At 42.4% G+C, this 26916-nt stretch carries 26 protein-coding genes; 25 read left to right on the top strand and 1 reads right to left on the bottom strand.

All coding sequences use genetic code 11. The features are described from left to right. Positions 1 to 57: 57 nt before the first annotated feature. The 8 genes from HNR44_RS14030 to HNR44_RS13995 all read left to right on the top strand — a co-directional run bounded on the left by HNR44_RS14030 (position 58) and on the right by HNR44_RS13995 (position 8338). Positions 58 to 1053, top strand: a complete 996-nt coding sequence (locus tag HNR44_RS14030; protein WP_184404951.1) for a substrate-binding domain-containing protein — start codon at positions 58 to 60, stop codon at positions 1051 to 1053. An 83-nt stretch (positions 1054 to 1136) separates the two neighbouring features. After that, the gene (locus HNR44_RS14025; protein WP_184404950.1) at positions 1137 to 2198 is read left to right on the top strand and encodes a Gfo/Idh/MocA family protein; all 1062 of its coding nucleotides are present in this window, start codon (positions 1137 to 1139) and stop codon (positions 2196 to 2198) included. 56 nt (positions 2199 to 2254) lie between these two features. Then, on the top strand, positions 2255 to 2986 hold the full coding sequence (locus HNR44_RS14020) for a ThuA domain-containing protein (protein WP_184404949.1): 732 nt from the start codon (positions 2255 to 2257) through the stop codon (positions 2984 to 2986). Positions 2987 to 3050: 64 nt separating this feature from the next. Then, complete coding sequence (locus HNR44_RS14015) at positions 3051 to 4340, top strand: extracellular solute-binding protein (protein ID WP_184404948.1); 1290 nt, start codon at positions 3051 to 3053, stop codon at positions 4338 to 4340. Then, positions 4337 to 5287, top strand: a complete 951-nt coding sequence (locus tag HNR44_RS14010) for a carbohydrate ABC transporter permease (protein ID WP_184404947.1) — start codon at positions 4337 to 4339, stop codon at positions 5285 to 5287. The genes HNR44_RS14015 and HNR44_RS14010 overlap by 4 nt, the downstream gene beginning before the upstream one ends. Beyond that, complete coding sequence (locus tag HNR44_RS14005; protein ID WP_246407457.1) at positions 5284 to 6120, top strand: carbohydrate ABC transporter permease; 837 nt, start codon at positions 5284 to 5286, stop codon at positions 6118 to 6120. Before HNR44_RS14010 ends, HNR44_RS14005 begins: the two co-directional genes overlap by 4 nt. A gap of 30 nt (positions 6121 to 6150) precedes the next feature. Further along, complete coding sequence (locus tag HNR44_RS14000) at positions 6151 to 7170, top strand: Gfo/Idh/MocA family protein (RefSeq protein WP_184404946.1); 1020 nt, start codon at positions 6151 to 6153, stop codon at positions 7168 to 7170. Positions 7171 to 7222: 52 nt separating this feature from the next. Further along, positions 7223 to 8338 (top strand): Gfo/Idh/MocA family protein, encoded by a 1116-nt coding sequence (locus HNR44_RS13995; RefSeq protein WP_184404945.1) that lies wholly within the window; start codon positions 7223 to 7225, stop codon positions 8336 to 8338. Between the two features lie 602 nt (positions 8339 to 8940). Here the strand turns inward: HNR44_RS13995 and csaA are convergent. Next, entirely contained in the window at positions 8941 to 9273 is a 333-nt protein-coding gene (gene csaA, locus HNR44_RS13990; RefSeq protein ID WP_184404944.1) for a chaperone CsaA, read from the bottom strand. Positions 9274 to 9752: 479 nt separating this feature from the next. On the opposite strand from csaA, the gene HNR44_RS13985 reads away from it, so the two are divergent. The 17 genes from HNR44_RS13985 to HNR44_RS13905 all read left to right on the top strand — a co-directional run bounded on the left by HNR44_RS13985 (position 9753) and on the right by HNR44_RS13905 (position 26737). After that, entirely contained in the window at positions 9753 to 11324 is a 1572-nt protein-coding gene (locus HNR44_RS13985; RefSeq protein ID WP_184404943.1) for a long-chain-fatty-acid--CoA ligase, read from the top strand. Between the two features lie 16 nt (positions 11325 to 11340). After that, complete coding sequence (locus tag HNR44_RS13980) at positions 11341 to 12204, top strand: branched-chain amino acid ABC transporter permease (RefSeq protein WP_184404942.1); 864 nt, start codon at positions 11341 to 11343, stop codon at positions 12202 to 12204. Between the two features lies 1 nt (position 12205). Next, the gene (locus HNR44_RS13975; RefSeq protein WP_184404941.1) at positions 12206 to 13207 is read left to right on the top strand and encodes a branched-chain amino acid ABC transporter permease; all 1002 of its coding nucleotides are present in this window, start codon (positions 12206 to 12208) and stop codon (positions 13205 to 13207) included. After that, complete coding sequence (locus HNR44_RS13970; protein ID WP_184404940.1) at positions 13207 to 13983, top strand: ABC transporter ATP-binding protein; 777 nt, start codon at positions 13207 to 13209, stop codon at positions 13981 to 13983. The genes HNR44_RS13975 and HNR44_RS13970 overlap by 1 nt, the downstream gene beginning before the upstream one ends. Continuing rightward, entirely contained in the window at positions 13967 to 14674 is a 708-nt protein-coding gene (locus HNR44_RS13965; protein WP_184405088.1) for an ABC transporter ATP-binding protein, read from the top strand. The genes HNR44_RS13970 and HNR44_RS13965 overlap by 17 nt, the downstream gene beginning before the upstream one ends. A gap of 26 nt (positions 14675 to 14700) precedes the next feature. Then, positions 14701 to 15942 (top strand): ABC transporter substrate-binding protein, encoded by a 1242-nt coding sequence (locus HNR44_RS13960; RefSeq protein WP_184404939.1) that lies wholly within the window; start codon positions 14701 to 14703, stop codon positions 15940 to 15942. 339 nt (positions 15943 to 16281) lie between these two features. Continuing rightward, positions 16282 to 16683, top strand: a complete 402-nt coding sequence (locus HNR44_RS13955) for a PaaI family thioesterase (RefSeq protein ID WP_184404938.1) — start codon at positions 16282 to 16284, stop codon at positions 16681 to 16683. Between the two features lie 5 nt (positions 16684 to 16688). Continuing rightward, positions 16689 to 17855 (top strand): thiolase family protein, encoded by a 1167-nt coding sequence (locus HNR44_RS13950; RefSeq protein ID WP_281381431.1) that lies wholly within the window; start codon positions 16689 to 16691, stop codon positions 17853 to 17855. 21 nt (positions 17856 to 17876) lie between these two features. Next, entirely contained in the window at positions 17877 to 19052 is a 1176-nt protein-coding gene (locus HNR44_RS13945; protein WP_184404936.1) for an acyl-CoA dehydrogenase family protein, read from the top strand. 17 nt (positions 19053 to 19069) lie between these two features. Next, entirely contained in the window at positions 19070 to 19831 is a 762-nt protein-coding gene (gene fabG / locus HNR44_RS13940; RefSeq protein WP_184404935.1) for a 3-oxoacyl-ACP reductase FabG, read from the top strand. Between the two features lie 14 nt (positions 19832 to 19845). Beyond that, the gene (locus HNR44_RS13935) at positions 19846 to 20295 is read left to right on the top strand and encodes a MaoC family dehydratase N-terminal domain-containing protein (protein WP_184404934.1); all 450 of its coding nucleotides are present in this window, start codon (positions 19846 to 19848) and stop codon (positions 20293 to 20295) included. Further along, on the top strand, positions 20292 to 20696 hold the full coding sequence (locus HNR44_RS13930) for a MaoC/PaaZ C-terminal domain-containing protein (RefSeq protein WP_184404933.1): 405 nt from the start codon (positions 20292 to 20294) through the stop codon (positions 20694 to 20696). Before HNR44_RS13935 ends, HNR44_RS13930 begins: the two co-directional genes overlap by 4 nt. A gap of 248 nt (positions 20697 to 20944) precedes the next feature. Then, positions 20945 to 21688, top strand: a complete 744-nt coding sequence (locus HNR44_RS13925; RefSeq protein WP_184404932.1) for a 2-phosphosulfolactate phosphatase — start codon at positions 20945 to 20947, stop codon at positions 21686 to 21688. Between the two features lie 12 nt (positions 21689 to 21700). Further along, the gene (locus tag HNR44_RS13920; RefSeq protein WP_184404931.1) at positions 21701 to 22456 is read left to right on the top strand and encodes a glucose 1-dehydrogenase; all 756 of its coding nucleotides are present in this window, start codon (positions 21701 to 21703) and stop codon (positions 22454 to 22456) included. A 17-nt stretch (positions 22457 to 22473) separates the two neighbouring features. Next, entirely contained in the window at positions 22474 to 23460 is a 987-nt protein-coding gene (locus HNR44_RS13915; RefSeq protein ID WP_184404929.1) for an NADPH:quinone oxidoreductase family protein, read from the top strand. Positions 23461 to 23589: 129 nt separating this feature from the next. Then, the gene (gene rlmN / locus HNR44_RS13910; RefSeq protein ID WP_184404928.1) at positions 23590 to 24657 is read left to right on the top strand and encodes a dual-specificity RNA methyltransferase RlmN; all 1068 of its coding nucleotides are present in this window, start codon (positions 23590 to 23592) and stop codon (positions 24655 to 24657) included. A 439-nt stretch (positions 24658 to 25096) separates the two neighbouring features. Then, positions 25097 to 26737, top strand: coding sequence for a sigma-54 interaction domain-containing protein (locus HNR44_RS13905; protein WP_184404926.1), 1641 nt, complete (start codon positions 25097 to 25099; stop codon positions 26735 to 26737). Positions 26738 to 26916: the final 179 nt, after the last annotated feature.

Genomic DNA, 26916 nt, shown 5'->3' with positions numbered 1-26916 from the left:
TATAGTATCATATTCATACAAACAGATAATAAACAAAACTGAGAGGAAACATCTACAGTGACAACTCTAAAGGACGTTGCTAATTTAGCGAATGTTTCAATAGCTACTGTATCTCGAGTTTTTTCCGAAAGTAGCGCAGTAACTTCTGAAACTCGAAAAAAGGTGATTAATGCTGCTGAAATATTAGATTATCACCCTAATGCATTAGGAAGACAATTACGAAATTTAGAAACAAAAACCATCTTGATTGTTGTTCCAGATATCACCAATACCTTCTTTTCGAATGTTATTCGGAGTATAGAATCAATAGCTTCTGATAATGGATTTCAAGTTTTTCTTGCAGATACTAAAAATCGACCAGAAAATGAAGAAAGGGTTATCGACCACCTACGTAATAAACAGGTAGATGGGGTGATTTTATTAACTGCTCGGACTAATGTTGCTTCGCTGAACAAATTATCTGAGGATTATCCAGTTGTATTAGCTTGCGAATATATGGAACATTCAAATATTCCATCAGTATCTATAGATAATATCAGCAGTGCCAGAAAGGTTAGTAATCATTTTTTTCAACTAGGACATAAAAAAGTAGCGCATATATCTGGACCTATGGAAGTAGTTCTAAGTCGTGATCGTTTACGTGGTTATAAGCAGTCTGTTCTTGAAAACCGCCAAGAAATCAACTCGCTCTTTATTCAAGAAGGTGATTTCTCGTACGAATCAGGATATCAACTCATGGAAAAATTATTAGCCTTAGAAAGTCCACCTTCCGCTGTATTTGCTGCTAATGACGAGATGGCAATTGGTGCTATTAATGCTATCAAACATTATAAATTAAGAGTTCCCGAAGATATTTCAGTTGCAGGATTTGATGATATCAAGATGTCCAGGATATTTGCCCCCCCATTAACAACAATTTCTCAACCTGCCTTAGAGATTGGTGAGAAAGCGATGAAGCTACTATTAGATATTATGGGGGGGGAGGAAGTAACCAAGAGGCATATTGTATTAAATGATCAATTAATAATTCGTGATTCTTGTAAGCGATTTTAAGAAGGTCTAGAGACCACTTCAAATAAAAAATGTAAACGTTTACATTTGCATTTATTTTTGAGTTTAGAAGGGTGTTGATTCTTATGGGTAAATTAAAACTTGGATTTATTGGCGTTGGAGGGATAGCTCAATCACGCCATTTACCAAATTTCTCAAAACTCATAGACAAAGTGGACATTGTTGGCGTATGTGATACCAATCAAGAGGTATTACATGATGTTACTGACCGATACGAGATACCATATGCGTTTACTGATTATCAAGAGCTCCTTCCGTTAGTGGATGCCGTAGTTATATGTACGCCAAACAAGTTCCATAAAGAAATTGCGATAACCGCACTTAAATCCGATGTACATGTTTTATGTGAAAAACCATTGGCCATTTGTCACAGTGACGGAAAAGAAATGGTTGAGGCCGCTGAATCAAGTGGCAAAACATTGATGGTTGCTCATCATTATCGATTTATGAAAGACGTCCAGGCAGCGAAACGATTGATTGAAAAAAAGGAAATAGGAGACCCCCTAGTCATTCGTATTCAGGCTATGCGAAGACGAAAAGTACCTGGATGGGGCGTATTTACGAACAAAGAACTTCAAGGTGGAGGAAGCTTGATCGATTATGGCTCTCATTATTTGGATACAGCTTTGTGGTTGCTTGATCACCCCTCTCCTCAAGAAGTGGTAGGAACGACTTATAATCGGTTGTCTACAAGTAAAGAACAAGTCAATCAGTGGGGGGCATTTGATGCTTCGCGATTTGACGTAGATGATCATGTCACAGCGTATATAAGATTTGAGAATAACATATCGTTTTTATTTGAAACCTCTTGGGCAGCAAATATAAGTGAAGATCGACAGGTACTTGAGGTTTCCGGAACTAACGGCGGACTGTCATTGTTCCCTCTTCAAATGAATTATGGCCGTGATGGGATGCTGATTAATAGCCATGCGGAATGGATTGCAGGTGAAGACCAAGAAGCAAAATCTCAAGCTCTACACTTCATAGATTTATGTACGTTACCCAAAGCTCAGCCAATTGTTACACTTGAAAATACATTGATGACCAACCAACTTATTGATGCGATCTATGAAAGTAGTCGAAATGAAAAAAGTGTGAACCTGGAGCATACGACAACCAGGTTATAAGGGTACGGTACGTATCTACAAATGTAATCCAATTGATATAGAAGGGATGAGTTTCCATGAATATTACCATTTGGAATGAGTATCGACACGAGCAGAACAACCCTAATGTAGCAAAGGTTTACCCTGAGGGGATTCATACCCAATTAGCAGACATATTAGACGCATATGGGTACACAAATGTGAGAACGGCTACTCTTGATGAACCAGAACATGGTTTGAGCCAAGAAGTCCTAGACGCCACAGATGTATTACTTTGGTGGGGACATAAAGCTCACGATGAGGTAAATGATGAAATTGTAGACCGAGTAGTAAAACGGGTGCTTGATGGAATGGGGTTGATTGTTCTGCATTCAGGGCATCATTCAAAAATTTTTCGAACATTAATGGGAACGACATGTGACTTAAAGTGGAGAGAGGCAGATGAGAAGGAAAGATTATGGGTCATTGATCCAAGCCATCCCATCTGTGCTGATATCGGTCAATATATTGAACTCGAACGTGAAGAGATGTATGGAGAGCATTTTGATATACCAGAGCCTGATAAATTGTTATTTGTTAGCTGGTTTGAAGGTGGAGAAGTGTTTCGAAGTGGTTGCACCTACCAACGTGGTCGTGGGAAGATTTTTTACTTTCGGCCGGGACATGAATCTTATCCTACGTATTACCACCATTGCATTCAGAAAGTCATCGCTAATGGCGTATCATGGGCAACCCCTTCGAATACAACAAAACAACAATATGGGAACGTCAAACCTCTAGAGGATATAACGGGGAAAGAATATGAATAGACGAACGAAATCATGCTCTTCTTATTAATAGGAAAGAATACGTTTAAACAAAGGAAGGCCAAAAATGAAAACGTTTACAAAGTATTTACTGGGAATAGGCGTATTGGTTGTTTTAACCGGGTGTGCTGATGTTTCTGCAGATGAAGAGGATACATTAACTTGGATCACCAACACAGCTGATTCTCCAGACTCTCCCGACGAAGACACAAATCATTATGTTAATGAAAATATCGAAATGATCGAAAATAAATATGGTTTATCTATGCAGCATGATATTCATACAAACAATATTGATGAAGCAATGGCTCGTCTACAGGAACAAGCCACTACGGGTCGTGCTCCTGATATGGCTCTTATTGACGGTTTTACCTTCGATCGTTTTGTTGACGATTTACAACCTCTCGATGAATTATTTGAAGAATATGAGATGGATATTAATGATTTTCTCCCCTTTGCTCAAGATGTCATGGTTGGGGATGATGGTCATATTTATGGAATATATTTCAATACGAATATACGGAATATATTTTATGATGAGACCATTATTCCAGAACCCCCAGAAACTTGGGATGAGGCGATGACCATATCAGAAGAATTAGTTGATCAAGGATATGAGGGTTTAGCGATGCCCCTCGGTATTGACGAAGGAACTGCCGTTACAAGTCTTTGGCCAATGTTTTGGGGCCAAGGTGGGGAACTTGTGAATGAAAATGGCGAGCGAACCTTTGGAAAAGGAGATAATTACCAATATATGCTCAATGTTTTTGAAGCTATCGATCAAGGAGTTGAACAAGGACTTATACCGCAACGTATGGCTACCTTAGGGAAAGAAAATGATCTTAATGCAGAAGTAGCTGCAGGTCAAACACCCATGTTTTTCGGTGGAAGTTTTCAGACAGGGACAGTAGAAGATATCCTCGGCCCTGAATTTGAGAATTGGGAGGTAGCACCCCTTCCAACGTTAGAAGATTCAGAATCTACCTCGACAATTGGAGGATGGGTATGGGGAATCTTTACTGAAGATGAAGAAAAACAACATGCTGCGTTTGAATTTTTGAAAAATACTTTCGTAGGCAAAGAAGGAATGGGACAATATACCTCTATGCGAGGGCTACAACCTGTTCGAGAGTCTGTCTATGAATCAGAAGAGTTTGATCAAGGTCCCTTTGGGGATGAATATTTAGAGATTCTAGAAGAAGAGGGAAGAGATCGTCCAGCGTCTCTAGAATACAGTAGTATCTCACTTCAACTGCAAACAGCAATTTCAGAGGTTGTATCAGGGAGGAAGTCTCCGGAACAAGCGTTAGATGATGCTTGGGAAATTGCAACGTTTGGAGAGGAGGAGACGGAATGAGCAATACTTCATTTGCTCCAGAACCTAAGAAAAAATCCACGATCAAAACGTTACGTGAGAAGGCCAATACTCGATTTCGTGACACGGCTTATCCGTGGCTTATACCACTTTCAATCTTATTGATAGCCATCTTTTTATACCCGATATTTGAGATTATTAGAATCAGCTTTACGGATATGAATTTGGTAGAACAAGACTTTTCCTACACATTTAATTCTTATATTCAGCTCTTTTCGTTACCGGGATTTTGGCCAATGTTAGGGACGACAGGTTTTTTCGTATTTTTTAGTGTTGCATTTCAATTGTTATGCGGGTTTGTTATAGCTTTGTTAATTGTACGCGGCGAAGGCCTTAAATTACGTGGAACCGTTATTGTGCGTACATCTGTTCTTGTCGCTTGGGCCATTCCTGGAGTGGTGATTGGTGTTATCTTTACAATGCTTTACGATGAAACATCCGCGGGCATCTTAAATCATTTTCTTTCACAGATGGGTATTGGGCCGGTGACTTTCTTATCAGACCCAACATTGGCCCTATTGTCTGTTACGCTGGCGAATATTTGGCGTGGGACAGCCTTTAGTATGATTTTAATGTACGCAGGCCTTCAAACGGTGTCAAAACAATTGGTTGAAGCGGCAAAAATTGATGGTGCCGGTGCTTTTCAGCGGCTTCGAAATGTCATTTTGCCTACAATAACACCCATTATTTTAGTCAACCTTATAATCATTTCCATCGATACATTTAATACCTTTGATATGGTCATGGCCTTAACGCAAGGCGGACCGGGGAGTAGTACTGAAGTCATTGCTCTTAGTATCTATAATACTATATTCCAAGAATTTAACCTTGGGGTAGGCGCAGCTACGTCCATCATCCTGTTGCTGATCAATATCTCTATGACAATGATTTATCTCAAAGTTCTTGGTAAGAAAGGGGATCCTTCATGATGCGAAAGGAGAAATGGCTGAAAGTCGCCCTATATGCAAGTTATATTTTTATTGTACTTGTATTTCTTTTTCCTCTTTTTTGGACTTTATCAATTTCGTTAAAAACCCAGCAGGAAATCTTTGAAGTGCCACCGTCTTTGATTCCAACAAGCTTCGCCTTTGAAAATTACCTTCAAGTCTTGGAAACAACACCGATTCTTACATATTTATGGAATTCTTTTAGACTTGTAGGAAGTACGGTCATTGTAACTTTACTGATTGCAGTTCCTGCAGCCTTTGCCCTGTCGAGATATCAGATGAAACACAAAAGCAAATTTTTAGTGATAATACTCATGACGCAAATGATTTCGGCAGTGGTCATAACTATTCCTCTTTATCGTCTATATGCAGATTTGGATATGCTGAATAATTTTGCGTTGATTGTACTTGTATATGTAGCTGTCGTGTTACCGTTCTCGACGTGGTTTTTAAAAAATTATTTTGACACACTTCCTGTAGATTTGGATGAAGCAGCGATTATTGATGGATGTACGAAGAGACAAGTATTAACCAAAATCCTGTTACCAGTTGCTAAACCAGGAATCATCTCGGTCTTGATTCTGGTTGCTGTGCAAAGCTGGTCTCAGTTTGTTATTCCTTTTATTCTAATTGATGATGCTGCATTATATCCTGTTTCCGTAGGTGTGATTAATCTGCAGGAAACAGAAGCAGCTATTACAACACACTATCTTGCAGCTGGAAGTATCCTGTCTATCGTTCCCGTGATTATTCTCTTTTTGTTATTACAACGCTATATTGTTGGCGCTTTAACGACAGGGGCAGTAAAAGGGTGAAGTTCAAATTGATACAAGGATGTGAAGATCATGATTTCAGTTGCTTTGTTAAGCAAATGGCATGTTCATGCTGAAGATTATGCCAAACAAGCAGAACAAAATGAAAACCTGTCAATTAGAAAAGTATGGGATATCGATGAACGCCGAGGCAAAGCGTGGGCATATAACATAGGCGTTCCTTACGAACCACAATTACAGAAAGTACTTGAGGATCCCAATATTGACGCAGTTATCGTGAATACGCCTACAACACAGCATAAAGAAGTTATCTTAGAAGCAGCAAAGCATCGAAAACACATTTTTACAGAAAAGGTTTTGGCATTAACTGTCCAGGATTGTAAAGAGATTTATTCAGCAGTAGAAGACGCTGGGGTGAAGTTAGTTGTTTCTCTTCCGAGGTTGTCCGATCCCTCCTATTTGTATGCCCAAAAAGCGTTAGACGAGGGATGGGTTGGAACGTTAAAGATGATTCGGTGCCGTCTAGCTCACAACGGTGGTGTTTCTTCCAAGGGGAGAACTTATGGTTGGCTACCTGAACGTTTTTTTAATAAAGAGGAATCTGGAGGTGGAGCCTTGGTTGATCTTGGTGCCCATCCTCTTTATCTTCTTAATCGATTGGCTGGAGAGGTATCTACAGTCTTTGCCCAAATGCAAACATTATTAAATGAACAGGTGGACGATAACACCATTGTTCTTACTGAGCATGAGTCAGGTGCATTGGGTATCATTGAAACGAGCTTCGTATCTCAAGGTAGTCCTTATCATTTAGAATTGTACGGTACAGGGGGGACATTATTAATAGAAAACGAAGCGATACAATTAAAAAGTCCTCTATTCGAAGAAAATGAAAATTTTCATGAAGAGATACCAAGCGCTTTGCCAACACCACTACATCAATGGGTGATGTCTATAAAAGGGACGGGAGAACCAACGATTACAAAGGACGATGTATGCAGGTTAACTCATGTAAATGAACTTGCTCTTTTGTCTCATCAAGAAGGTCGAAGAGTCAATAAACATGAAATTGGAGGTACACGACCATTATTTTAAGAAACGTTGTGGGATATTAACTTTGGGCTCCATCGAAGGGTGGCGAAAATGAATGAAAGTGGGAATTATAGGCACCGGTTTTTCAGCAACATCGCATATGGAAGCAATAAAAAGATTAAAAGATCAGGAAATTGTGGCGATTTTCTCTAGAGATATAGAAAAAGCAGAAAGCATAGCGGCTGATTTCCATATACCGAAAGCATACGATGATCCATACAGACTGATTGATGACCCTGACGTGGAGGTAGTGCATAATTGTACACCAAACTACATGCACTATGAGATTAATGCTTATGCTTTAAAGAGAAGCAAGCATCTTTTATCAGAAAAGCCCCTTGCGTTAACCGTTGAGGAATCTGCTCATCTTGTAGAGCTGGCTCGTCATTCTGAAGCAATTAGTGGCGTATGTTTTAACTATCGGTTCTTCCCCATTGTTAAGCAGATGCAGACAATGATTCATAATGAAAAGCATGGTTTTCCTCATCTTGTCAAAGGAAGTTATGCTCAAGATTGGATGCTTTATGAATCAGATTATAATTGGCGGTTAGATCCATCAATAAATGGGCAATCACGGACAGTTGCTGATATTGGATCGCATTGGAGTGATACCGTACAATACATTGTTGGGGAAAAAATCACTTCTGTGTTTGCAGATCTTCACAGGATCTATGATTATCGTTTCAATGAATCTGAGAAAACTTCGATAAATACCGAGGACGCTGGGAATGTACTCGTGCGTTTTGAAAACGGGATGAAAGGAAGCTTTACAGTTTCACAGGTGACCGCAGGTCGGAAAAACCATTTTGACATTGAAATTTCTTTAAAAGATGCTGCTTATTACTGGAGTCAAGAAAAACCGAATAGCGTATGGATCGGTAAGCGGGATGAACCGAATCAGGAGTTATTAAAAGATGCTGCACTGTTAGATACGGAGAGTCGTAGCCTGGCTCATTATCCAGGTGGACATCAAGAAGGGTGGCCAGATGGCTTGAAAAACTTATGTATTGATTTTTATGAAACGATTGAACGTGGTGAGAAGGAGTCCGGCAGTTTTGCTACGATAGAGGAAGGGCATCGTATTATGCAAATCATTGATGCGATTTTGATAAGTCACCAAACAGAACAATGGGTTTCTATTGCTTCAAATGACAGGAGGAAACCACAGTGAAGATTGGTTTATTCACAGTCCTTTATAAAGAAATGGCATTTGAGAGTGTCCTGGGCAAATTATCTTCGTTAAAGTAGAAGCCATAGAGTTGGTAACTGGAAGTTTCCCTGGGAATGCTCGATTTTCTTGGAAAAGCTTGAAGAAAAGAATATTACCATAAGTGGATTAAGCTGCCAAGGAAATCCATTACATCCTGCGAACAATTGCCAAAGAACACCATGATACTTGGCGCAAAACTGTACTGTTTGCGGAGAAATTAGGAGTGAAAATCTCGTCAATTGTTTATTTGACCATTGAGTGATCAGTGAGTAAAATATAACCAATAAGAAAGGCCGCAGCATCAGCTAATCATGACTGGTCTGGGCCTTTTTTTATAATTGAGCCGGAGGTGCCCCGGTATTGTCAGATGGGATTCTTTTTCTCATGAATGTTATACGTCGGCGATTGGCAGGAATCAGGCACCATGGAACTCATTAAGAAAGCGTGTTCATGTCCAACTTTTACATGCAATGATATTTACGCGTACATTGCCGAACGAACGTAAACCTTCCGCGCGCTGAATAACCATGTTACGTTTCGACGTATATATCGAATTTTTCACCTTATTTAATACTCGTCCCGTTTGGCACCGGCGTATCCGGTTTAAGTAGTACGACGTCCCCGCTTTCGGGAACACCGCCAATGACGAGTACTTCTGAGGTGAAGCCCGCGATTTTACGCGGGGGAAAGTTCACGATAGCCACGACTTGCTCCCCAATCAACTGCTCGGAATCATAACGTTTTGTAATTTGCGCACTTGATGCCTTTGTGCCGATTTCCTCCCCGAAATCGATGTTCATAGTGATGGCGGGGACTTTTGCACCTTGAAGGGGCTCTGCTGTTAATACTGTACCGACTCGAATATCCAATCTTAACAAATCTTCGATGGTTGCCATATGAATCACTCCTATTTATAAAAGGATGGTGAAGGTAAATATAGTCGTATTATATACGAGTAACGCGGATGAATAAACGTGATCCATTCTTGCAATGCAAAAATGAATGAATGATACAATTTTGCATTAAATTTTCGGTGGAGGAAATTTATACATAACTAACTGATCGGTTAGTATGTATGTATAGACAGATTTTTGTAAACTGGCATATAATTTGCAATATTAATTTTGCAGTAGATTTTTATATAGAAGTGCGTGTTCAAAAAGGAGGGCAAAAAGAGCCGGGTAGGTCGAGAAGACGTAGTTCCGAGCATCCTGCTTGCACCACGAAAACATTCACTTCTCACGAAGGAAAAGTGGGTTTTTTTGGAGGATATCATTTTCATACGTGAGGAGCTTTAGAAGCAAGACGACGAAGAGATACGAAAGCGATTTTTCCCGGACTTTTTGAACAACCTTTAGAAGGGAGCAGTAATTGTATGACAGAAAAAGCGTTTGTTTACGAAGATATTGAAATCCCAGAGATGTCGCTGACGGAAATGCTCGATGAAAGTATACGACACCATCGTGATAAAACAGCCATGACTTTTGGCGAGCTCGTCTACACGTATGAAGAAATGGATGAGCGGATTGACCGTGTAGCGAGAGGACTTTCGCAACGCGGGGTTAAAAAGGGGGATAGGGTCGCATTGATGTTGCCGAATTGTCCGCAATATCCTGTAAGCTATTTTGCTATCCTCCGTTTAGGGGCGTCGGTTGTTCAAGTCAATCCAATGTACAAACCCCCAGAATTGCTTCATGTACTCAATGATTCAGGTGTATCTGCAATGGTTATTCTTGACTCCCTTCAGCCCTTACTAGATGCGGTCCGTAGTAATACTCAAGTAGAGAGTGTTGTAGATGTATCGTTAACAGAACCTTCTAGTTTTGATGAGTTACTGATGGAGGAGGGAGTGTCTGCTCCTCGTGTGGATATCGATCCGAAAGAGGATGTTGCAGTGATCCAATATACAGGAGGAACGACAGGCCGGTCGAAGGGGGCAATGCTCACTCACTATAATTTAGTCGCGAATACGTTACAATCGGCGGCCACTCAAAGTGATAAGACAAATAGGGGCAATGAACGTGTATTAACGATCGCTCCTCTCTTTCACGTATACGGGATGACGAGTGCGATGAATTTAACGTTTTATTTAGGTGGAAATGTGATTTTAGTCCCCAAATTTGAAGTCGAAAACGTTGCATCTATAATTGAGCGTCTAAAGCCAACGAGTTTCCCAGGTGTACCTACGATGTATATGGCATTAATGGAATATTATCAGGAGAAAAATTTCGATACGTCTTCATTAAATGTGCTAACGAGTGGTTCAGCCCCCCTTCCTGTTGAAGTCATGAACCAATTTCATTCGATTACAGGCGCCAGCATTGCTGAAGGGTACGGCCTCTCAGAAGCGTCCCCCGTGACCCATCGAAACCCTGTCACTGGATTACAAAAACGGGGAAGTATCGGGGTGACCCTTCCAAATACAGAGGCTCGCATTGTGGATATTGCTACAGGGGAGAACACCATGCCCACAGGTGACGTCGGTGAACTTATTATTCGTGGACCGCAGATCATGAAAGGTTACTATGGTATGCCCGAAGAGACTGAGCAGACACTACGTAATGGTTGGCTTTATACCGGTGATTTAGCAAACGTAGATGAAGATGGTTACTTCTATATCGTTGGCCGCAAAAAAGAGATGATTCTGGCAAGTGGCTTTAATGTTTATCCCATTGAAGTAGAAGGGGTTCTTTATAGACACCCGTCTGTTCAAGAGGCAGCTGTCATTGGTGTCCCAGATTCGTATAGGGGTGAAAACGTGAAAGCCGTAATTGTCAAAAGAGAAGACTCCAACACCACGGAAGATGAGGTTATAGAATTTTGCCAAGAAAATCTTTCTTCCTATAAAGTTCCTAAACTCATCTATTTCGTCGAAGAACTGCCAAAATCGGCAGTAGGAAAAATATTGAAGAGAGAATTGGTCGAAGAAGAGCAAAGATTGAAATAGGAAGGGTGGTGGATCAATGGATGTTCTGGCGCAGCAATTATTTAACGGGCTCACGATTGGAAGCGTTTACAGCTTGGTTGCTTTAGGTTTAACACTTGTTTATGGAATTCTCCATATTCCAAACTTCGCCCATGGTGCACTTTATATGGTTGGCGGCTATGTCACATTGATGACGATGACCACCCTGGGGCTTCCCTATTTTGTTGCAATGTTTATGTCGATCTTAGTCGTTGGTGGAATCGCTGTCCTTATGGAGCGGCTCGTTTTTCACCAGCTTAGGCACTCTCCGCCTATTCACGATAAGATTGCGGCGATTGGTTTACTTCTATTCTTGGAAACACTCGTTCAATTGATTTGGGGGGCAGATTATCGTTCGATGACAACGCCTTTCGACGATATCGTTTCCTTTCTTGGAATTACCGTCACCACGCAACGGATATTGATCGTGGTTGCAGCGGTGTTAGTCATGATTGCTTTGCACTTATTTTTGAAAAAGACAATGATAGGGGCAGCCATCATCGCCATGTCTCAAAATCGTGAAGGAGCGTTTCTGCAGGGGATTAATGCAAACAGAGTGGCGATGTTAACGTTTTTCATATCAGGCGGGCTGGCAGCGATTGCCGCTTCCATTTCTTCGCCGATTAATCTCGTATATCCAGGGATGGGACACCTCGTGATTTTGAAAGCATTTGTCATTATTATTATTGGTGGCATGGGGAGTGTTCCAGGCGCGATTATTGGGGGGTACATTCTAGGATTTTCTGAAAGTCTTGGGGCTACCTTCATTTCAAGTGACTACAGTGACATCATTGCTTTTGTATTACTTGTTGCGATTTTAACGGTGAAACCGCAAGGGCTGTTTGCAAAGGGGGCTCACTAGCATGTCAATGATAAAAAGAAATAGAATCGCTTTGATATTTTTGCTTGTGGCCTTAATGGCGCCCCTTTTTACAGATAATCAATATTATTTATATATCGTAACACTTTCCTTTATATGGACGATTGCGGTATACGGAATGAACTTAATTGGGGGATATACGGGTCAGTTGTCTCTCGCCCATGCAGGTTTTTTTGCGATTGGAGCCTATAGCCTCGGGTTGTTAACCGTTGATGCAAATGTTCCTTATTGGTTTGCTTTCGTTCTGGCCTGTTTGATTACGACGGTGGTGGGTTTTTTCGTAGGGCTTATCGCTTTAAGAACGAAAGAGCATTTCTTTGCCATTTATACCCTCTGTGTCGGTTATATCATCTACCTTGTTATCTATCAGTGGGATGAGTTAACCGGAGGTGTTCGTGGTCTCATTGGTGTCCCGCCTCCAAGCCCGATTGGTCCGATCAGCTTTGAAAGTGCTGAATCCAATTATTATTTAGTCTTAGCTTTTCTCGTGTTGGTCTTCGTCTTTATGAAGTTTCTGACAGAGTCCTTGATTGGGCGCACCTATGTTGCTATACGTAATTCTGAGGAACTTGCGCAAACCATTGGAATTAATACGATGAGACAAAAGTTGGTTTCTTTTGTCATTTCCACCTTTTTAGCAGGGTTGGCTGGTGCCCTTTATGCGTCCTTTGTCCGTTTTCTCGGACCGGAGATTTCTTATACAATGACCACTTTTGATATGTTGACCTATCTCATTGTAGGTGGAATTGGCACATTGTATGGACCGCTTGTAGGGACATTTCTCATCGTAACGATCACACAGTCCCTTCAATTTATGGAAGAGTACCGCATGCTTATTTTTGGTCCTCTCCTCGTCTTTCTCGTCATTTTTTATCCAAGGGGAATTGTCGGCGGTATTCAAATGTGGAAAGCGAAACGACAATTTAAGAAAAGACAGAAGATGAAGAGAACATCATCCACATCCACACACGAGGGGGGAGATTAATGCTCATCGAAACAACAGGGCTCACGAAAGCTTTTGGTGGACTAACGGCCGTTGACGACGTAGATGTCGGGATTGAGGAAGGGAAAATAACCGCAATCATTGGACCGAATGGTGCAGGTAAGTCCACCCTGTTTAATGTCATTAGCGGCTTTCACTCGTCTACCAATGGGAAAATCACTTTTAACGGGGAAGATATTACAAAAAAGAAAGCTTTTAATATTGCCAAATTAGGGATCGCGCGCACGTTTCAAACGACGAATCTATTCGAACAAGCAACGGTCATGGACAATGTTGTGATCGGTCACCGGTTACGAACAAAGTCCGGCGTATTTGATGCGTTGTTACAAACACCTAGGTTAAAAAGGGAAGAACGTGCTTGTCGAGAGAAGGCAGAGGAAGTGCTAACCTTTGTTGGTTTACAAAAAGAATCGGATCGGCTCGTATCAGATATATCGCAAGAAGCGAAGAAACGTGCGGCCTTTGCGGTGGCCTTGGCTACGGACCCAAAGATCGTTTTTCTGGATGAGCCGGCAGCAGGGGTAAATCCTGAAGAAACGGGGGGATTGGTGGCACTTATGCGTAAAATGGTGAACAATGGTTTAACGGTTTGTTTGATCGAACACAAAATGCAGATGATTATGGAGCTTGCGGATCATATTGTCGTCCTGAATCAAGGGAAAAAGATTGCAGAAGGAACACCAGAAGAAATCCAAAACAATGATACAGTCATCCAGGCCTATTTAGGGGGAGGTGAGGAAGCTGCTGACGCTCACTGATGTTTCTGTTCGGTATGGCTTTTATGAGGCTTTGACGGATATTTCCATGAACGTTGAGTCGGGCGAACTGGTGGTGTTATTGGGAGCTAATGGCGCTGGAAAAAGTACGATTTTTCGTACGATTAGCGGTCTCAATAAACCACTTAAGGGCCGAATTGAATGGCAGGGAAAATCCATTGGGGGATCCTCAGCGAGTAAGCTGGTTGCCGATGGAATCGGCCATTGTCCAGAAGGACGAAAGTTATTTCCGAATATGAATGTGTATGAAAACTTACGAATGGGCGCTTATGCGGTCAGGCGAAATAAAAAAGCGTTATCAGAGACGTTGGAACAAGTGTATACTCTTTTTCCTATTTTAGAAGAAAAGAAAGGAACTGCTGCTGGTTCGCTTAGCGGCGGTCAACAACAAATGCTTGCCATTGGTCGTGCAATGATGTCACGCCCCCAACTCCTGCTCTTTGATGAACCCTCCATTGGGTTGGCGCCACTCATTGTTGAGCAAGTATTTGATGTTATTAAAGAAATTAACCGTAATGGAACCACTGTTCTCCTTGCTGAACAAAATGCAAATGCTGCATTGAAAATTGCCGATCGCGGCTATGTCATTGAGGATGGAAAAATCGTCGTTGAAGGTGAACGGGAAGAGTTATTTGCTAATGATGAAGTACGAAAAGCGTATATTGGGGCTTAGCCTAAAACATGAAAGGGGCACAGGAAATGAAGAAAATGGGGATGTTCTTGGGCGGTCTATTGTTGCTGATGACAACGGCGTGTAGCGAAGAAGACCCAAGTTCCACGGATACAGCAGCTCCACCGGGAGCGCCTGCTGGTAGTGGAGGAGAAGAAGTTGAAGAGCAGACAGAAGTGGTAGAGGGTACAGAAGTTGTAAACATTGGATTTAGCGGGCCATTAAGCGGAGCAGGTGCTTATTACGGGAATAATACCTTGAATGGACTCACAATGGCCATTGATGAAATTAACGCGGATGGAGGGATTGAGGTTGATGGAGAGATGCATTCGTTAAACCTGGTGAGCCTGGATGATCAGTACTTGCCTGATGAAACCGGGGCTAATGCGAGAAGGCTTGTCCAGGAGAGCGATACGCCTGTGATTTTCGTACCCCATAGTGGCGGGACGTATGCTACACAAATTTTTAATGAACAAGATGAAGTCCTTTTGGCTTCCTATTCAAGTGAGCCTGAGATCACACAGCAAGGAAACGATCTTACGATGCGGATTCCGCCAACGTACGATGCGTACGTAGAACCTTTTTCAGAGTATCAGATGGAGCGTTTTGGCCCGAAGCTCTCCATGTTGCCGCCGTCCACTGAGTTCGGTATGGATTGGGCAGAAGAATTGAAGCCGGTCTGGGAATCCCTTGGCGGAGAGGTTGTTCATGAAGGCTCTGTAGATTATAGCATGGATACGGATTTCTTCACTGTGGTGACCAATGCATTGAGTGACGATCCAGATGTCCTGTTCGTTGGTGGTTCTTCCGAGCCCACGGCTCAAGTCATGCAGCAAGCAAGAGAACTTGGTTTTGAAGGCGGCTTTTTAATTATGGACCAGGCAAAATTGGATGAAATCGACAATGTACTTGGGGGAGCACCAGATGTTATTGACGGATCTGTCGGTGTAGCACCGTTAGTATATGACATTCATGAGGGAAATGAACAGTTTATTCATGATTATCAGGAGGAACATGGCAATGATCCTGGTTCAGAAGCAGGTTATCACTACTATGCTGTCTACATTATTGCCGAAGCGATGCAAGAAGCTGGGACGGTAGAGGATGCCCACGCTATTCGAGAGAATCTAGATGACGGTCTCCATCAAGTTCCTGAAGATAAAAGAATCTATGATGTTTCCGAGGTAGATGAACAAGGAGGAATGACGACAGAGTTGAGAATGGCTGTTGTGGAAGATGGAGAAATTGAACTGGTTGATTTTGATGATTAAATCGGAAGGGTTGTTCAAAAATTCGGGGAAAAGAGCTTTCGCATTCTGCGCTCCTCACGTATGTAAACTATATCCTCGAAAAAGAAATCGTCGTGCGCAGGAACGCTTACGAAGCAAACAGCTGGCGATCCGCTCCTCGGAAAAGAGAGACTCACTTTTCCTTCGTGAGAAGTGAATGCTTTCGTGGTGCAAGCAGGATGCTCAAGAAGGCCTCTCTTGCACTCTAGAGCATAAGAAAATCTAGACTCGCCATTTTGGCGATAAGTTAACACTTTCTGAAATTTCTTGGCTCTTTTTTGTCCTCTTTTTGAACACGACGGGAAGGAAGGGGAGAAACCATTGCTTGATGAACAGAAAATGGCATCACTACAGAGACAGAGCCCTTTTTTTGAACTTTTGGGATTTGAAAATGATGAAGGGGAAGACGGAAAGATCAGGATTCTTTTAGATATTAAAGAGCAGCATATGAATAAAAATCAAACCCTCCATGGCGGCGTTCATGCGGCTATGCTGGATAATATTTTTGGAACGGTCATCTATCATCATACCTATGTTCCCAGTACGACCATAACGTTAAATGTTCATTATTTAGCGCCCGTTAAGGAAGGGAGAGTCACAGCGGTTGCGAATATTTTGCATCTCGGGTATAAATCGGCAACGGTTGAGGGGCTCATTTCCGATGAAGAAGGAAAAGCCATCGCTAAAGGTACAGGAACATTCAAATTATTGAGAGAAGGGTGAATGTATTGATGAATGAAGTTGTTATTGTTTCAGCGGTGCGCACTGCGATTGCCAAAAAAGGAGGGAGTCTTGCCTCGTTGGATCCTTCCGTTTATGGCGGAGCAGTGATTAAAGAAGCATTGGGAAGAGTGAACGTCGAAGGAGAATTCGTTGAGGATGTTATTTTTGGCAACTGTTTGAGCGGTGGAGGTAATATGGCTCGCGTGTCGTTATTGGAAGCAGGTTTGCCTGTTGAAGTTCCTGGACTTACGATTGATCGTCAATGCGGATCAGGGATTAACAGTGTGGCACTTGCTGCAGAGAAAATCATGACTGGTAAGGCGGATGTTGTCGTTGCAGGTGGAACCGAAAGTATGACCCGGAGCCCCCATCTTTTAGAAGTGCAAGAAAAAGCTTACGACCTCCGTCCTCCCAGATTTTTAAAGCGCAGACTTTCTCCGGAGGAAATTGGAGATCCTCCCATGGGGATTACTGCTGAAAATTTAGCGGAGAAGTATGAAATTAAGCGCGATGAGCAGGACGAATTTGCCTTAAACAGTCAAACACGGATGGCAAAAGCGATGGAAAAAGGATATTTTAAAGATCAAATCGTGCCCATTGAGGTGAAAACAAGGAAAGGAAGCTTTACTTTCGAAGAAGATGAGCATCCGCGCCCGGGGGTTACGAAAGAAAACTTGGCACATCTATCTCCTGTGTTTAAACAGAATGGGACCGTGACGGCTGGAAGTTCTTCAGGGATTAACGATGGTGCTTCGGCTTTAGTGCTGATGTCAAAGGACGAAGCGAAAAGACGAAGATTAGAACCATTGGCAGTGGTGAAAGCATCGGCCGTTGCAGGTGTTGATCCTAATATTATGGGTATTGGCCCGGTGCCAGCGGTAAAAAAAGTACTGGAACAAACCGGTGAAACCTTGGATGACTTTGATCTTATCGAAATCAATGAGGCATTTGCTGCTCAAGTATTAGCCTGTGATCGTGAACTTTCGTTTGATATGGAGAAGGTCAATGTTAATGGTGGAGCGATTGCCCACGGTCATCCGATTGCGGCTACCGGAGGGATGCTAGTTACAAAGCTGTGTTATGAACTTCAACGTCGTGGAGCAAAGAAAGGGCTTGTTACAGCCTGTATTGGTGGAGGGCAGGGGATCGCCCTTACGATTGAAAATCAATAATATAAAGAGGGAGAGATATTCATGCATTTACGTTTATCGGAAGAACAGAAAATGGTGCAATCAACCATTAGGAAATTTGTCGAGAAAGAGCTTATCCCGTTAGAAAATGATGTTTTAAGGAATGAAAGGGAAGGAAAACCAAGCCTTTCTGTCGAAAAAAGTAATGAACTCCAGCAAAAAGCAAAGGAAGCTGGATTCTGGGGAATCAACACACCGGAAGAATATGGAGGGGCTGACCTCGGTCAGATGATGCTCGCCATTGTCATGATGGAAATCTCCAAGACATTCGTACCATTTAGTTTTGGGGGCTCAGCTGACAACATCTTATATTATGCTAATGAGGAGCAAAAGAAAAAGTACTTATTGCCAACCATTAGTGGCGAGAAGAAATCCTGTTTTGCCATGACAGAGCCTGGCGCTGGATCGGATACGCGTAACATTAAAATGACGGCAACGAAAGATGGAGATGAATGGGTGTTGAATGGTGAAAAAACATTTATCACCGGCGGTAATGAAGCGGATTTTGTTATGGTGATTGCTATTACAGATAAAGAAACTCATCAGGCAGGCGGGCGCGAAGGTGTCACGTGTTTTATCGTCGATCGATCGATGGGGTGGACCTCGGAATATATCCATACCATGGGAGAATGGGGACCAGCATCCCTGATTTTCGATCAAGTACGTGTCCCGGAAGAGAATATTTTAGGTGAGCTTCACCGAGGTTATGATCTTGGTCTTGAGTGGATTGGGTTTGCCCGCTGGATTGTAGGAGCAAGGGCAGTAGGGGCAGCTGAACGCCTGTTGTCTATGGCCGTTGACTACGCGAAAGAACGGGAAACATTTGGAAAACCGATTGCTGAACGTCAGGCTATTCAATGGCAAATCGCTGATTCAGCTGTTGAGCTTGAAGCGGCCAAATGGCTGGTGTTAAATGCAGCTTTCAGCTTGGATAATGGGGAAGACAACCGGCATCTTGCCTCAATGGCCAAACTTTACGGGGCAACCAAAGGTAATGACATTATTGACCGCGTGTTGCAGATTCATGGCGGTATGGGCTATACAAAAGAGCTTCCAATTGAACGTTGGTATCGGGAAGCTCGTTTATGGAGGATCTATGATGGTACCGATGAAATTCAGCGATTAATTATTTCCCGCAACTTGTTGAAAGGGCACGTCAAGCTAGGCCAAACAGTGTAAAAGAGGGAGTGGAAGAAATGAGTGCATTCACAAATCGAGTAGCATTTATCACGGGAGGAAGTCGAGGCATAGGAAGAGGCATTGCCAAACGTTTTGTCGATGACGGGGCAAAGGTGGCCATCATCGATATAAACGAAGAGGCCCTAGCTGAAGCACGTTCGTACTTTTCTGAAGCTGGGCAAGAGGTTTTAACGATCAATGGGAATGTAACAAATCGCATAGAAGTTGAATCAGCGATGCAACAAACCTATGAAACTTATGGATCGATTGATATTCTCGTTAACAACGCTGGGGTTATACGAGATAATCTACTTTTTAAAATGACAGAAGATGATTGGCAAACAGTGATGGATGTCCATTTGAAAGGTTCCTTTAATGCCGCGAGTGTCGCACAAAAATATATGGTTGAGCAAAAATATGGCCGTATTATTAATATATCCTCGACATCTGCATTAGGAAACCGCGGTCAGGCCAACTATTCGACGGCTAAAGCAGGTTTGCAAGGTTTTACAAAGACATTGGCGATTGAACTTGGTAAATTTGGCATTACGGCAAACTCGATTGCCCCAGGGTTTATTGAAACGGATATGACGAAACAAACAGCTGCCAGAATTGGCATCTCTTATGAGGATCTCATTGAGGCAAGCGTGGCAAACATTCCCGTAGCACGAAGCGGGAATGCTGAGGATATCGCCAACGCAGCCGCATTCTTCGCGGATGAGCGTTCATCCTTTGTGAGCGGGCAGGTGATCTATGTTGCTGGTGGGCCAAAAGCGTAGAAGGGAGATAAAATATGTTTGAACATGCAATTGGGGAATTTTCAAATAAGGTGAAAAATGTTGTAGAGCGGGGAGCTGTACGGAAATTTGCAGATGCCATTGGTGATTCTCACCCTATTTTCATCGATGAAGAAGCGGGAAAAGCTTCGCGTTATGGAGAAAATATTGCGCCTCCAACGTTTCCAAGAGTGTTTGATTATGGTGAAATTCCGGCGTTAAACCTGCCTGAAAAAGGGTTGATTCATGGGGAGCAGACGTATCATTATGAGCGCCCGCTTCTCGTTGGTGAAGAGATTGCTTGTTACACGCAAGTGAAAGACTATAAGGAGAAAACAGGAAAGAGCGGATCAATGGGCATCCTGAAGCTCGAAGGGTGCGGGGAAGATACGGATGGAAACCTTATTTTTCGCGCTGAACAAGTCGTCATCATTACAGAGGCCGTACGAAAGGGGATGGAAGCGTGAGCACATTAACGACGAAACAACTTGGCGATACATTAGCATCCGTGACTCTTCCTCCTGTGACGAGACTTGACTTAATAAAATATGCAGGCGCATCTGGAGACTATAATCCGATTCACACGATTGATAAAGAAGCAGAGAAAGCAGGTTTGCCCGGTATTATTGCCCATGGAATGTGGACGATGGGGAACTTGGCCAAACTTTTTACCCCTTATTATGAAGAGGGGTATATAGAAACGTATAATATCCGCTTTCGTGGAATGGTTTTTCTTGATGATGTGATTACGCTTCAAGCCGAAGTCAAGGAGCAAAGTGAAGACAAAATCACGTTTGATGTAAGGGCTCGTAAGGAAACGGGAGAAGACGTCTTGCGAGGAGAAGCCGTGTTTGCTGTTTATGAGTAATAGAGAGGGGGCTGTCCACAAAGGGCAGCTTCTGCATTCGATGCTTCTTTCCTCCCTTTCGGAGGGAGGCCCCAATATTTTGGCGCACGCAATCCGTGTTTTTCGGCGGAATCACCCGAGAATTCAGCGCACGACACGATGATTCGGCGCTACGGCTAAGGAATTTGGCGAAAATACATTCATCGGCGCATATATTTTTAAGGTATCCCCTATTTTCAACGCTTCTACGGGAGGTGAAAAATGCCGAAATGGATAGGTGTCAATTATGGTTAACGACAGAAGAAATTAAGCCGGAACGACTTGAAGACGCAACTGTAGTCGTCATCGATGTGCTGCTTGCGACAACGACGCTTGTTACCATTATGGAACGCGGTGCCAGGAGAATTTTTCCAGTTGAAAACGTTGAAGAAGCCAAACAGCTGAAAGCAAAGCTCAATCATTCTTCTATTCTTACGGGTGGAGAACAGGGAGGAAAGGCTGTACAGGGGTTTGATTGCGCGCATTTGCCGGATGAGTATACACCTGAACTTGTGAAAGACAAAGATATTATTTTTCTATCTTCAAATGGAACACGTGCAATTTCCAAGGCAAAACAAGCACAGAAATTGATTTTGGGCAATTTAAGAAATGTCAATACGGTTGCTGATTACTTGAACCATGCATCCACAAAAGATGTCATCATTATCTGTGCTGGTTCAGGAGGACATTTCTCGTTAGAGGATTACGTCTGTGCGAATCTAATCTTATCACGTTTAAATATCGAGGATGTTAAGTTAAATGATGCTGCTTTGTTTGCGTTAAACCATCCTTATAATTCAAAGGAAGCGATCGCTGAACTTTTAGCAAAGGGACGGGTAGGTCGCAATTTGATGAAATTAGGCATGGAAGAGCTATTTCAATTTACGGTAGATATCGGTGCATCTGAGTCTAATATAGGGATCCAATCGGAGGGTGAGTTGGGTTTTATTCCTCAAAAACTCAGATGGGAATGAGAGGGTGAGAGGGTGAAATTAAAAGGAAAGGTTGCCATCATTACGGGAGCAGGCTCCGGCATTGGACGGGCGACGGCTTTGGAATTTGCAAGAGAAGGGGCGAGCGTCGTCGTTGCGGACAGGAATGTTCAAACAGGCCAGGAAACGGTAGAGAAAATGAATAAGCTTAATAAAACCGCAATATTTGTAGAAGTGGATGTGACATCGTACGAAAGTGTCGAAGCATTGGTAAGCCAGGCCGTGGACCGCTTTGGAAAACTGGACATTATGCATAACAATGCCGGAATTAACATGGCGCCTCATAGTGTCAAGGATACACCAATTGAAGACTATCATCAGACCGTAAACGTCAATCAACACGGGGTCTTTTATGGAATTCAAGCTGCTTCTAACGCAATGAAAGAAAACGGTGGTGTGATCATTAACACAGCCTCCATTTATGCATATATCGCAGATCGAAACCGGTTTGCCTATCATGCAAGCAAAGGAGCTGTCGTTTCCATGACACGGGCAGCGGCCCTAGACTTAGCCCGCCATAATATTCGGGTAACGGGGATTGCACCAGGACTCATCGAAACGGATATTGTTCAAGAATGGAAGAAAGATCCGGAGATATGGGCCAAAATTGAAAAAGCACAAATGAGACGTAAAGCCGGAAAACCGGAAGACGTCGCTAAACTTGTCACGTTTTTGGCAAGTGATGATGCATCGTTTATGAATGCTCATATTCATTACATTGATGATGGAGCAGCAGCTTTTAAAAGATAAGAGAGGGGATGAGACACATGCGTGCTTGGTACGTAAAAGAACTCGCTGATCCTGGGCAGGCATTATCTTTAGAAGAAGGAAGAAAACCGGTTCAAGAAGAAGGTCATGTTCTCATTCGAACAAAGGCAGCGGCATTAAATTTTTTTGACATTTTGTTGTGTCAGGGCAAATATCAGGAAAAACCGCCGCTGCCTTTTACACCTGGGGCGGAAATTGCCGGTACGGTAGAAGCTGTCGGGGCGGGAAGTTCATTTTATGCTGGCCAAAAGGTGCTTGCCAGCCCCAATTTGCCTACAGGCGGGTTAGCAGAATGGGTATCAGTGCCTGAAAATTCCGTTTTCAGTGTCCCCGATTCCATGCCGTATGATGATGCGGCCGCCATGTATATCACGTACCAAACCGCCTATTATGCATTACACGATCGCGGCAATATAAAGGAAAATGAGGTCTTACTTGTCCATGCTGGTTCCGGTGGGGTAGGGTCAGCGGCCATTCAACTCGGAAAAGCCATAGGGGCACGAGTTATCGCGACCGCCGGTGGCCCAGAGAAAGTACAGGTATCCAAGGATCTAGGAGCAGATGTAGCCATCGATTACTTATCTGAAGATTTCGTGGATATTGTAAAAAAAGAAACAGAAGGACGTGGTGCCGATGTGATTTTCGATCCGGTAGGCGGTGACACGTTTGATCGCTCCCGGAAATGTATTGCATTCGCGGGGCGTCTGCTCGTGATTGGTTTTGCCGGAGGACGGATTCCGGAAGCACCTGCAAACCATGCATTGGTGAAGAACTATTCTGTCGTCGGCGTTCATTGGGGATATTTTGCCCGCCTTTATGAAGATGAAATGAGAAATATACACAAACAACTCTGTTCTTTATATAATGAAGGAAAAATTAAACCATTGATTTATCAACAATTCTCGCTTGAAGAAGTTCCTCATGCATTAGAACTTCTAGGGGGACGAAAAACATACGGGAAGTTAGTGGTGAATATGGAGGGATAAATGAAGGGGTAAGAATGGATGGAGGCTATTGCTCTTCTAACAGATATGCTTTAAAAGATGAGCATTTGCCCTATCGGGCATTTTTAAGTAGAATGGAGGTGATTTCAAAGTTTGAAAAGAGGGTATACCATGCAAAAAGAATCCATTTATGGATTAACATTTGATCAATTAACCGAATGGTTGATGGATCGTGGTCATAAAAGGTTTCGTGCATCCCAGGTATGGGATTGGTTATATAGGAAACGGGTCACAGACTTTAATGATATGACAAATGTAAACAAAGATTGCCTCGAATTATTAGCCGATCATTTTGTGATTAGATCCTTAAGTGATTATATAAAACAGCAATCGGAAGACGGTACAATTAAATTTTTGTTTCAATTAGAAGATGGGGACTTGATTGAAACGGTTTTAATGGATCAAAAATATGGCAAATCGGTATGTGTGACGACACAAGTTGGTTGTAACATTGGCTGCAGTTTTTGTGCGAGTGGGCTTCTAACGAAAGATCGAGACTTGTCGAGTGGCGAAATTGTAGAGCAAATTATGCGGGTTCAACATCACTTAGATGAGGAAGGGAACGATGAAAGAGTCAGTCATGTTGTCGTAATGGGGATTGGCGAGCCATTTGATAATTTCGATAATATGGTTGACTTTCTTAATGTGATTAAAGATCATAAGGGGCTTGCGATTGGCGGTCGGCATATTACCGTATCGACAAGTGGATTGGCTCATAAAATTTATGAATTCGCTGATCTTCAGCTTCAGATTAATTTAGCCGTTTCACTCCATGCACCGAACAATGAATTGCGTACACAAATTATGAAAATTAATCGTGCCTTTCCGATTGAAAAAGTTGTCGATGCTGTCAAATATTATATGGAGAAAACAAATCGAAGAATTACGTATGAGTATATTATGCTCAAAGACGTGAATGACCACGAGGAACATGCACGTGAACTTGCTGAACTCATTGGGGAGAATCGACGTCTCACTTATGTAAATCTGATTCCATATAATCCGGTAAGTGAACATGATCAATACCAGCGTAGTGACGACGAGGCCATCCAAGCATTTTATGACACTTTGAAGCAAAAGGGCATTAAATGTGGCATCCGCCTTGAACAAGGCGAAGATATTGATGCTGCCTGCGGTCAATTACGGAGCCAACAAAAGAAAGAAGCTCAAGGACAGTGATTTTGCGCCTAACGATTGTAAAATGATAAGAGAGCTATATGAAGTAGCCTGAGTTCCGCAGATTCGGACTCAGGCTTTTTTGTATGAGACTGTGTACCTCTTGTGTATTATTTGTATCGGTCATATTTTTCTGTCACGTACCAGCTTATCACCTTGTTACTGTTGAGGATACGGTGTGATCGAGCGTGAGGCAAATGGGATTCGACGCACTGGGGTTTTATTCAGCGCTTGAGGAACTTTTTCGGCGCGGCGCGCAGCATTAGTTACCAAATGATGACACAGGAATAATCGTCGATGTAACAATCATTGGCGTGAGTGGCTGATTCAGCCAACGTCCACTAGGGGAGTATAGACAGAGGGGGGACTGTGAAGTTGGATGATTATTCTGTATAATAAAATATAATCAAAAAATATATTCTCTTTGAGGAAGTGTGTGTAATTGACGATAAGAGAGTTAGCATCCAATGAATGGTCCAATCTGCCAATTCCTATGCTGCTCGTCGATGATCGGGGACAGGTGATTGCAAGTAACCCACAAGCAAAAGAAAGGTTTGAAAACCGTTTCGATCAGTTGATAGAGGCAGTCGAGAACGAGGAGGAAAAGGTTGAAATAGATGGCCATCATTTTATCGTGGAACAATATGAGCACGATTCTATGGCGAACTATTATTTCTATTTATTTTTCCCCGCGGTTCATCATGGTGAGCAGTATGAAAAGATGGAAAGAGAGTTGCATAGTCTACTAGAAAATAGTTATGATGCGATCTACATTACAGATGCAGAGGGAAAGACACTTAAGACCAATCATGCGATTGAGCGGATAACGAATATTCCTAAGGAATATTATATTGGCAAAAATGTGAATCAACTTGTTAAACGAGGAATTTTGGAAGATCCAGTTACGTTTAAGGTCGTAAAAGAGAAGAAGCCGGTTACGGTTTACCAGCGGGGAAAAGGGAACACCGAAATTATGCTTACAGGGAGCCCGGTTTTTAATGAAAAAGGCGAAGTAGAAAAAGTCATTACAAACATCCGGGATATGACAGACTTAAAGCAATTGAGAGATGAATTACAGAAAATTAGAGAATTAAATTCGTTTTATAAATCCCAGCTGAATAACATACAAGCGACTCCTGATGTTACGAATGATGTTGTATGTGAAAGCGAGGAAATGAAAAGCATTTTTCTAACGGGTGAGCGGGTTGCTAATATCGACGCAACGATATTGGTCCTTGGAGAAACCGGAGTCGGGAAAGATGTTTTTGCTAAGCATGTACATGAGCATAGCCCGCGTTCAGAAAAAGGGGAGTTCATAAAAATCAATTGTGGCGCAATTCCCGCTTCCTTGTTGGAATCTGAATTATTTGGTTATGAAGCAGGTGCTTTTTCAGGTGCTCAAAAAGATGGTAAAGCCGGTATGTTTGAATTAGCCAATAACGGTACGCTTTTCCTAGATGAAGTTGGAGAACTTCCGTTAGAGCTCCAAGTTAAGTTATTACGAGTGCTGCAAGAAGGGGAACTTCGAAGAATTGGCAGTACGACAACGAAGTGGATTGATGTACGGGTGATTGTCGCTACAAATAGGGATCTGAAGAAAATGGTAAGAGAGGGAGAGTTTAGAGAAGACCTATATTACCGTATCAATGTGATCCCTATTCACATTCCGCCATTAAGGGACAGACGAGAAGATATTTTGTCAATGATTGATTTTTACTTGCAAAAATATAATCAAAAGTACGATGTCAACAAGCAATTTTCAGAAGAAATCTTAAACTTTTTCTATCGGTTGCATTGGCAGGGAAATGTGAGGGAACTTGCGAATTTAGTGGAAAGATTGGTCGTTACGATCCCTACAACGATGATTGATATGAGCGACCTTCCCGCTGACCTTTATGAAGATACGGAAAAAGGATCGCCGCTACAAGGGATGACTACTCTGCAAGAAGCTACCGAAAGTTCGGAAAAAGCTCTATTGAAAAAAGCTCTAACACGTTATAAAAATACGTACAAAATTGCTGAAGTATTAGGGACAAGTCAGGCCACCATTGTACGCAAGTTGAAGAAATACCAGTTATCTTAGCATTTGAGGCCGGTTATAATATGAAGCCGGTCTCTTTTCATGGATAATGTCGAAGTGGTTGTTTCTCTTACGTCCTCGATAATCAACAAAATTGCTGCAGGGCTTTCGATTCAGCTGCTTCAGCAAATAGGGGTGGGGCACGGAAATTATGTATGAGGAATAACAAGAATACTAGACAT

This window comes from Geomicrobium halophilum, from assembly GCF_014207655.1.
Lineage (GTDB): Bacteria > Bacillota > Bacilli > Bacillales > Marinococcaceae > Geomicrobium > Geomicrobium halophilum.
This window is presented reverse-complemented; position numbering and strand designations above follow the sequence as displayed.